The following is an 8,284-nucleotide window of genomic DNA, read 5'->3' on the forward strand; positions in this document are numbered from 1 at the left end:
GGACCCTCCAGGGGCCCGGCGTCGTCATGGGGGGTGATGCCGGGCCCCGTCGTCCAGTACGAGATCGGCCCGTTCCGGTGCGCCACCGGAGCGGGCCAGCTCCTGTTCGGCGCGCCGCCAGCCGTCGCGGTACGGGGCGTAGCCCGGCCAGTCCGCCCGCCCGTGCAGCCGCCGCTCCCGCTCGTCCGCCGACGCCTCCACCCAGATCGCCAGCGAGGTCACCGGCGCCAGCGCGGCCGCGCCGCTCCCGCACCCCTCCAGCACGACGACGGCCGCCGGAGCCAGCGTGCGTTCCGGTCCCGGCCGGTCGTGCACCCAGTCCCACGACGTCCAGCGCAGCGTCGTACCGGCCGCCAGCGGGTCACCGATCCCGCGCCGGGCCAGCGCCGGGACCCGGGGCAGCCCGTCCCAGCCGGGGCACAGGTCCTCGATCCCGAGCAGCGGGGCCCCGAGCCGGTCGGCGAGCTCACGGGCCCGGGTGGACTTCCCGGCCCCGGAGAACCCGTCCACGGTGACCAGGCGGTTCCCGGCGGGCCCGGCGGGGGCGGCGTGCGCGAGCCGGGCGACCGCGTCGGCCCAGTCCCGGTCCGCGACCACCCTCACGGCCGGACGACCACCTTGACCTGCGACGCGTCGGGGGACAGGGCGTCGCCGACGTGGTCGAGGTCGACGTGCCCGGTCACCAGCCCGTCCAGGTCCACCGCGCCCGACCCGGCCAGGCGCACCGCCGTCGGCCAGGTGTTGGCGTAGCGGAAGGTGCCGGTCAGGGTGATCTCGCGCGACTGCAGCATCGACACCGGCAGCGTCATCTCGTCGGCACCCATCCCGACCAGCACCGCGGCACCGCCCGGCCGGACCGCGGGCAGCCCGCCCAGCACCGCGGCCGGCACCCCGGAGCAGTCGACGAAGGCGTCCACACCGGCCACGTCGGCGCCCGGTGCGACGACGTCGGTCGCGCCGAAGTCGCGGGCCAGCGCGGCGCGCACCGGGTCCGGGTCGCTGACGACGACCTCGGCGGCGCCCTGCACCGCCGCCACCTGCGCGACGAGCAGCCCGATCGGCCCCGCCCCGGCGACGAGCACCCGTGACCCGACCCCGGTGCCGGCCCTGTGGTTCGCCCACAGCGCGACCGACAGCGGTTCGAGCAGCGCGGCCGCGTCGTCGGAGACGTGCTCGGGGACGGGGTGGGCGAAGTCGTCGGCGATCGTCACGTACTCGGCGAACGCGCCGTCGACCGGCGGGGTCGCGAAGAAGACCATGTCCGGGCACAGGTTGTAGGCGCCGGTGTGGCAGTACCGGCAGCGACGGCAGGGCACGCCCGGCTCCAGCGAGACGCGCTCGCCGATCCGGCCCGCGTCGACGCCCTCCCCGACGCCCACGACCCGCCCGGACGGCTCGTGCCCGAGCGCCATCGGCTCGCGCAGCACGAAGTCGCCGATCCGGCCGTGCCGGAAGTAGTGCACGTCGGAGCCGCAGGTGCCGACCGCCGCCACCCGCACCAGCACCTCCCGGGGGCCGGGTCGGGGGACCGGTCGCTGCTGTACCTCCAGCTCACCGGCGGCACGCAGCACGCTGCACCGCATCGACTCCGGCACCTCGGCGATCGTCGTCACGGGCACGACGGTGGCACGCGCGGCCGGGCCGGGCAACGCGGTGCGCCGACCGCGCCGCACGTACCGGTGCGCGCACGGTCGATCATTCCGGCGGACGTCGTCCGCCCCCGGGAGGTCCGCCGGTGGTGTACTGCTCCGCGACGAGAGGGAGGACCGGCCGCCCCGCGGGCGGCCGGCGACGAGAAGGACGCCCATGGGCTCGGCCATCGAACGACCGGCGGTCACCGGCTTCCACCACGTGGCGGCGGCCGTGACCGACGTGGAGTCCAGTGCGCTCTGGTACCAGCGCGTCCTCGGGCTGCAACGGCTGCCGATGACCTTCCCGCACCACGACGCCGTCGACGGCTCGTCGGAGAAGGCGGCGCTGCTCCTCGACGTCGTGACCGGGGTGATGATCGAGCTGCACGCCCCGGCCGACGGCGACGGCGGTGGCCCCCGCGGCGCGCTCGACCACCTGGCGTTCGGTGTCGCCGACCGCGCGACCCTCGACGCCTGGGCCGCCTGGCTGGACAGCCTCACGGTGCCGCACGGCGGCGTCGTCGACCGGACCGACCCGACCGGCTACGCGACGCTGGAGTTCCGCGACCCGGACGGCATCGCGCTGGAGTTCATCCACTTCCCCGGCCGCGGTTAGGCGACCGGCGCCGGGGCCGCGACGGCCCGGCGGGCGCGGAGCACGCCCCGGCCGACCGTCGCTGCTGGCCGGCGAGGAGCGTGACGTCGTGCCGGCCGACCACCGGTCCCGGTCCGGCCCGCCGGCCGAGGTGCTCCGCCGGGGCTTCGTCTAGCGCGGGTCCACGCAGACCAGCCCCCACGGCCGGTCGTCGACCCGGGTCATCACCACGGTGGCGTGCCGCGACCCGCGGCCGCGCAGCTTCCGGGCGATCGCCTCGACGTCACCGGCCAGGCCGCGGCGCCGCACGTCGACCGCGCCGACGTCGAGGTCGCGCAGCAGCCGGGGCAGCCGCTTCTGGTCCCACGGGCGGGAGTCGAGCACCCGCAGCGACCGCGCGAACGGCGTGGCCGGGGGCTCGTCGTCGCCGGTCAGGAAGGCGATCCGCGGGTCGATCCGGGCGGTGCCGGTGGCCCGGGCCAGCGCGGAGACCAGTCCGGCCCGGGTGACGGCCGGGTTCGGGTCGAGCAGCCAGGCGCCCGGGTCGCCGACCGCGATCCCGGTGTCCCCGTCCGGCGGGTCCGGCTCGCCGTGCAGGTCGTGCACACCGTCGTCGTCGACGACGGTGGCGCGCGTGCGGGCGCCGGCCAGCGCGGGGGACCAGGCGCAGGCCTCCTTCAGCTCGCGCCCGAGCGCCAGGAACTCGATCTCCCAGCCCGGCGGGACGGTGTCGTGGTCGATCCCCGGTGCCGCCTTGATCCCGACCGCGCCGACCCGCCGCTCCAGCTCCAGGCACCAGTCCAGCGGCGGCTCGGACTCGCCGGTCCGCATCCGGCCGCCGCCGGTGCGCCGGGCCGGGTCGACGAACACGCCGTCGGCGCCGGACAGGTCGGCGTCGCGCACGTCGCACCGCACCGTCCGGGCCCGGCCGCCGTGCACGGCCGCGTTGCGGTCGGCCATCCACAGGTGCACCGGATCCAGGTCGACGCCGGTGACGTCGTGGCCCGCCGCGACCAGCGAGACCAGGTCGCCGCCGATCCCGCAGCACAGGTCGACCACCGCGCGCCCGGCGAAGCGGGCGGCACGGTGCCGCGCGATCACCTCCGACGACGCCTGCTCCAGCCCGTCGCGGGTGAACCACATCCGCGCGGCCCGTGCGAACTTCCGGGCGGCCCGGTCCCGCAGCCCGGCCTGGACCATGGCGTCGGCGACCAGCCCGGCGTCGTGCTCGCGGCGCAGCGCGGTCCCCAGCCGGAGCGCGGCGTCACCGTCCCGGTCGGCGACGGCGAGCCGGTCCAGCAGCGCCGTCCCCTCCGGCCCGGCGAGCCGCTCCAGCCGGGCGATCGGATCGTCGTCCACGACGACAGTGTCCACGGCACCGTCCCCGGCACCGTCGCGTGCCCGCACCGGCGTCGGCCGCCGCGGACCCCGGCCGTACGGTCGTCGGCCGGGACATCGGAGCGGAGGAGCAGGTGGTCGGGCACGACGGCCGCGCCCCCGCCGTACCCGGCGCAGCGGTGCCCGAGCCCCCACGGTGCGGCCGGCGACGACCACCCGCAGCTCCCCGTGACGACAGCCGGTCCGGCCGTCGCGACGGCGTACCGGCAGCTGATCGCGCTGCGCCCGGTCGCGGGCGTCGGGTCGACGATGTTCACGATCTCGCCGGGCCGCTGCCCGGCGGCACCCTCGATCGACGTCCGCGCCCCGTTCCCGATCCACGCGGCGCCGCTGGTGCCGGTGATCGTCGGGGGCGGGCAGCTGCTGCGCAGGCCGGAGGGCCCGTTGGGCGAGGCGCCCCCGCCGCGCACCCGGTTCCGCGACGCCGTACGTCACCGCGCCCACCGGGCGTCGCTGGTGGGGAACGTCGCGAACGGCCGGATGGTGTTCGGCGTCCGCATCGCGCTGTCGGTGTTCGCGGCGGGGGAACGCGGCGACCCTGCTGCCGGCCGGACGTCTCGCCGACCGCTCCCGGTCGCAGGCCCCCGCCGATCGCCGGACTCGCGGGCCGGCGTTCGCGGTGACCGGGGCGCTGTCACCGGTCGCGGCGCTCGCCCGGCGGCGGGCGCCGGAGACCCTCCCGTCCCGGTCCTGACCTGGGGCGTTGCCGGCCCGGGTGACACCGGGGCCCGTTGCTCCGTCCCGCTGGTCCCGATCGTCCCCCGGTTCCCGACCGTCACGCCGGGCCGCCGGTTCGGGTGACCTCCTCCGGAGTGACCTCACCCCACCGACGGGTGGCGAGTGTGGCTGGTGTGCACAGGGTGCTTCTAGCGTCGTGGATATCGGACAAGCCGGACACGGATGGGGACGGGAACGAAGCCATGAGGCGCGGACTGGCACGACGTACGGTGATGAGCGCGGCGGCGGTGGTGACGGTGAGTGCTGTCATGTTCACCGGAGGGGTCCTGGCTCTCACCGGCGGTGCGGCCGTGTCCGCGGCCGCGGCACCCACGGTGCCCGGCGGCGTCGCGCAGGCCGCGGTCCCGGGGGCACCGAGCGTGCTCGCCGGACCGACGACCACCCCGTCGGGCGCCGTGGCGTTCCCGACCGACTCGGCTCTGTGGTCGTCGTCGCAGACCGCCGGGGGCTCCGGTGCCGCCGGAGCCGCCGCGGCCGCCCGGCCCGCGGAGACGGGGACGGACGCCGTCCGCGGGGCCGAGAGCTCCGGTGACGCCGGCCCGGCCCGCCCGGCCGCCACCGGGTCGTCCGGCTCCGCGGGTCCGATCCCGCCGTCCGCGCCGGCGGGGGAGCCCGCCGACACGCCCGGTGACGCGCCGTCCGACCCCGCGGCCGAACCCACGACGCCGGCCGCCCCCGCCGGTACCGCAGCCGACCCGGCGCCTCCCGCGGACGTGCCCGCCGCTCCCGCGGAGACGCCGAACGGGCCTGCCGACAAGCCGGCGGATACCGGGGAGACGCCGGCCGACCCGGCGCCCGGACCCGCCGACCCGGCACCCGGACGCGCCGACCCGGCACCCGCACCCGCCGACCCGGCGCCCGCGCCCGCCGATACTGCACCCGCACCCGCCGACCCGGGGACGAGGCCCGCCGCCCCCGAGAAGCCTGCCGACCCGGAGGAGAAGCCCGTCGACCCCGCGGACACGCCCGTCGAGACGCCGAGCGACCCCGCAGCCGCTCCCGCCGCGCCCGCCGACCCCTCGGCCCGACCGGCCGACCAGAGCGCGCCCCGCGCCGGCGCCGCCAGCGCGGCCGAGCGCTACGGCTGGGGCACGCCGCTGCCGGCGTCGGACGAGTTCGACTACACCGGACCGCCCGACCCCGCGAAGTGGAACCAGGCCGGCGAGTGCTGGCCCGGTCACGCGGGCAACGGCGGCCGCTGCGCCAGTCGGTCCACGGTGAAGGACGGCAAGCTGGTCCAGACCGGGCTGCGCAACGGCGACTCGGCGTGGATCTCCTCGAAGTTCAACCAGCAGTACGGCCGCTGGGAGGCCCGCGTCCGCTCCGAGGCCACCGGCCCGGACAACGGCAGGCAGTACCACCCGCTGCTGATCATCTGGCCGCAGTCGGACCGCTGGCCCCAGGACGGCGAGTACGACTTCCTCGAGAACGGCGCGCCCGGCGAGCAGTGCGCCGAGGCGTTCATCCACTACCCGCACGGCCGCGGCGCGGTCCAGCAGGAGTACGCCCGGGAGAAGGACTGCGGCGCACCGCTGAGCGAGTGGCACAACGTCGCCGTCGAGTGGACGCCCGACCACGTGAAGGGCTTCATCGACGGCAAGGAGTGGTTCTCCTTCTCCGGCGGTGCCCGGCCCGGCCGCAAGAACATCCAGGACATGCCCAGCGGGCACCTGACGATCCAGCTCGACAACTTCTTCGGCGGCAACATGCAGCCGGCGAGGTACGAGGTGGACTGGGTCCGGATCTACTCGCTCGGCGGGAAGTGACCGGCTGAGACCGGCTCGCGCCCGGCGCGGCGATGGGGCCGGCGGCTCCGGCCCTCGTCGCGGGACGGAACGCGCGGACGGCCCCGGGGGTCGGGTCGTGCACCGCCGGCTCCGCCCGGGGCGCGGGCCACTACTCCGACCACACCTGCCTGCTGTTCACCGCGGCGGTGCTGTCGTCCTCCGACCGCGACGCGGCCGGGTCGCTCCGGTCCCGGAGCGGACGCGGCACCGACCGGGTGTGGGCGGCGCCGTCGCTGGTGGTGCCCCGGCAGCGCCGGTCGGAACCGGCGCTGCCGAGCACGGTCACCCGGCGCTGACGCCCATCGCCTCGGCCAGCCGCAGGTGCGGCGCGGCCTCGTCGTGGCGCGAACGGCGCTGCAGGGTGCGCCCGAGGAGCAGGTGGGCGTACCCGTCGGCCGGCTCGCGGCGCAGCAGCTCGCGGAGCTCGGTCTCGGCCCGGCCGAGCTGCGCGGAGTGGTAGTACGCGCGGGCCAGCAGCAGTCGGACCGCGGCGGCTCCGGGCTGCTCGGCGACGAGCTCGGCGAGCACCGTCGCGGCCCCCGCGGGGTCGCCGGAGTCGAACAGGTACCCGGCGTGCTCCCACCGGTCGGCGGGCTCTGCTTCCGTCCCGGTCATCCAGGACAGCGCGTCGATCCTCATCGGTGCGGCCTCCTTCCGGCCATTCGGTTGATACGTCAACCAGAACCGCGGTGTCGGGTGTTCTGTTCCCGGCTCAGGCCAGGGCGGCGCGGACCAGCTCGGGCATCCCGGTCGCCGGGCGGCCGAGAAGCGTCGCGAGGTCGTCCGACGGCTCGGCGAACATCCCCGACGAGACGAACTCGCCGAGGAAGGCCGGAGCCGGGGCCCGGTCGAGCGGTACCCGGCGGTGCGACACCGGCCGACCGGACTCCGCGGCGATTTTCGCGGCCAGCTCGTCGTAGGTCCACAGCGGGCCGCGCAGCTCGTAGGCGCGCCCGGCGTGCTCCTGCGGCCCCCCGGCCACGACGACGGCGGCGGCCCGCGCCAGGTCCGCGATCGTGGCGGTGTTGAGCGCCCGGCCGCCGTCCGCGGCGACCGTCTCGCCGGACTCCAGCGCGGCGGCGACCACGTCCGGGTTCACGAACATTTCCGAGTAGAAGGTGTTGCGCAGCGGCGTCACCGGCAGCCCGGAGTCGCGCAGCAGCTCCTCGGTGACGGTGTGGTCGGCGAGGAAGCCGGGCGCGCCCGGCCGGTCCGCGCCGATCGCGCTGGTGTAGGCGACGTGTCCGACGCCCGCCCCGCCCGCGGCACGGACCACGTTGCCGTGCTGGCGCTCGCGCACCCCGGGTGTCACGTCGGAGCCGGACACGAACAGCAGCCCGTCGGCGCCGGTGAACGCCGCCTTCAGCGAGGCCGGGTCCTCGTAGTCGCCGACGTGCACCCGGACCCCGGCCGCGGCCAGGTCGGCCACCTTCTCCGCGGACCGGGCGAGGACGCCCACCCGCTCCGCCGGCACGGTCTCCAGCAGCGCCCGCACGGCCGCGCCGCCCAGCTTCCCGCTCGCTCCGGTCACGATGATCATCGCGGTCTCCCCATCTCGTCGTGGACGGGGCCGACACTGCCGGATAGGCTTACGTTCGGTAAGTACATACCTTCTGGTAAGTAGGTGGATGCGCGGTGAGCACGCAGGTGGAGCGGCCCACGGGCCTGTTCTCGGGTGACGCGTTCGACAGCAGCTGCCCCTCGCGGTCGGTCCTCGACCACGTGACGTCGAAGTGGGCGGTCCTCGTGCTCGTCGTCCTGTCCCGCGAGGACCACCGGTTCTCCGCGCTCCGCCGCGCCGTCGACGGGATCAGCGAGAAGATGCTGGCCCAGACCCTGCGCACCCTGGAGGGCGACGGCTTCGTCCACCGCGAGGTCGCCGCGACCACCCCGCCGCAGGTCAGCTACGGCCTCACCGAACTCGGCCGGGGCGTGACCGGCCACCTCGCCGGGCTCGTCGGCTGGATCGAGGACCGGATCCCCGAGGTGCTGGCGGCACGCGAGCGCGCCTAGGGAGTGTCTCCCAATGCGCGTAGCCAGGTGAGGATGGTCTTCAGCACGACCCCGCCGCGGAAGGTCAGGGCGAGCTTGTCGTAGCGGGTGGCCAGGCCACGCCACTGCTTGACGTCGCAGAA

General features: G+C 76.5%; 10 protein-coding genes. 5 read left to right on the top strand and 5 right to left on the bottom strand.

Annotated elements, in window-relative coordinates; translation table 11 throughout:
- Positions 1–24 precede the first annotated feature (24 nt).
- Positions 25–603: a nucleoside/nucleotide kinase family protein gene (locus tag WHI96_RS22255; RefSeq protein WP_345655002.1), complete on the bottom strand. Its 579-nt coding sequence runs from the start codon at positions 601–603 to the stop codon at positions 25–27.
- The gene (locus WHI96_RS22260; RefSeq protein WP_345655005.1) at positions 600–1,613 is read right to left on the bottom strand and encodes an NAD(P)-dependent alcohol dehydrogenase; all 1,014 of its coding nucleotides are present in this window, start codon (positions 1,611–1,613) and stop codon (positions 600–602) included. Before WHI96_RS22260 ends, WHI96_RS22255 begins: the two co-directional genes overlap by 4 nt.
- A 193-nt stretch (positions 1,614–1,806) precedes the next feature.
- Here WHI96_RS22260 and WHI96_RS22265 point away from each other — a divergent pair, with 193 nt between their 5' ends.
- Complete coding sequence (locus WHI96_RS22265) at positions 1,807–2,247, top strand: VOC family protein (RefSeq protein ID WP_345655008.1); 441 nt, start codon at positions 1,807–1,809, stop codon at positions 2,245–2,247.
- 150 nt (positions 2,248–2,397) lie between these two features.
- On the opposite strand, the gene WHI96_RS22270 is transcribed toward WHI96_RS22265, so the two are convergent.
- Positions 2,398–3,585: a class I SAM-dependent methyltransferase gene (locus tag WHI96_RS22270; RefSeq protein ID WP_345655010.1), complete on the bottom strand. Its 1,188-nt coding sequence runs from the start codon at positions 3,583–3,585 to the stop codon at positions 2,398–2,400.
- A gap of 207 nt (positions 3,586–3,792) precedes the next feature.
- Between WHI96_RS22270 and WHI96_RS22275 the strand changes: the two genes are divergently transcribed.
- The 3 genes from WHI96_RS22275 (at position 3,793) to WHI96_RS22285 (ending at position 6,445) form a co-directional block, all read left to right on the top strand.
- Positions 3,793–4,425 (top strand): hypothetical protein, encoded by a 633-nt coding sequence (locus WHI96_RS22275; protein ID WP_345655013.1) that lies wholly within the window; start codon positions 3,793–3,795, stop codon positions 4,423–4,425.
- 185 nt (positions 4,426–4,610) lie between these two features.
- Positions 4,611–6,128 (top strand): family 16 glycosylhydrolase, encoded by a 1,518-nt coding sequence (locus WHI96_RS22280; RefSeq protein ID WP_345655016.1) that lies wholly within the window; start codon positions 4,611–4,613, stop codon positions 6,126–6,128.
- Positions 6,129–6,160: 32 nt separating this feature from the next.
- Positions 6,161–6,445: a hypothetical protein gene (locus WHI96_RS22285; RefSeq protein WP_345655019.1), complete on the top strand. Its 285-nt coding sequence runs from the start codon at positions 6,161–6,163 to the stop codon at positions 6,443–6,445.
- On the opposite strand, the gene WHI96_RS22290 is transcribed toward WHI96_RS22285, so the two are convergent.
- Entirely contained in the window at positions 6,432–6,788 is a 357-nt protein-coding gene (locus WHI96_RS22290; protein WP_345655023.1) for a tetratricopeptide repeat protein, read from the bottom strand. The genes WHI96_RS22285 and WHI96_RS22290 overlap by 14 nt on opposite strands.
- 73 nt (positions 6,789–6,861) lie before the next feature.
- Complete coding sequence (locus WHI96_RS22295; RefSeq protein WP_345655026.1) at positions 6,862–7,689, bottom strand: NmrA family NAD(P)-binding protein; 828 nt, start codon at positions 7,687–7,689, stop codon at positions 6,862–6,864.
- Positions 7,690–7,784: 95 nt separating this feature from the next.
- Between WHI96_RS22295 and WHI96_RS22300 the strand changes: the two genes are divergently transcribed.
- Entirely contained in the window at positions 7,785–8,162 is a 378-nt protein-coding gene (locus tag WHI96_RS22300) for a winged helix-turn-helix transcriptional regulator (protein ID WP_345655029.1), read from the top strand.
- Positions 8,163–8,284: the final 122 nt, after the last annotated feature.

This window comes from Pseudonocardia tropica, assembly GCF_040105315.1.
In the GTDB taxonomy this organism is placed as follows: domain Bacteria; phylum Actinomycetota; class Actinomycetes; order Mycobacteriales; family Pseudonocardiaceae; genus Pseudonocardia; species Pseudonocardia alni.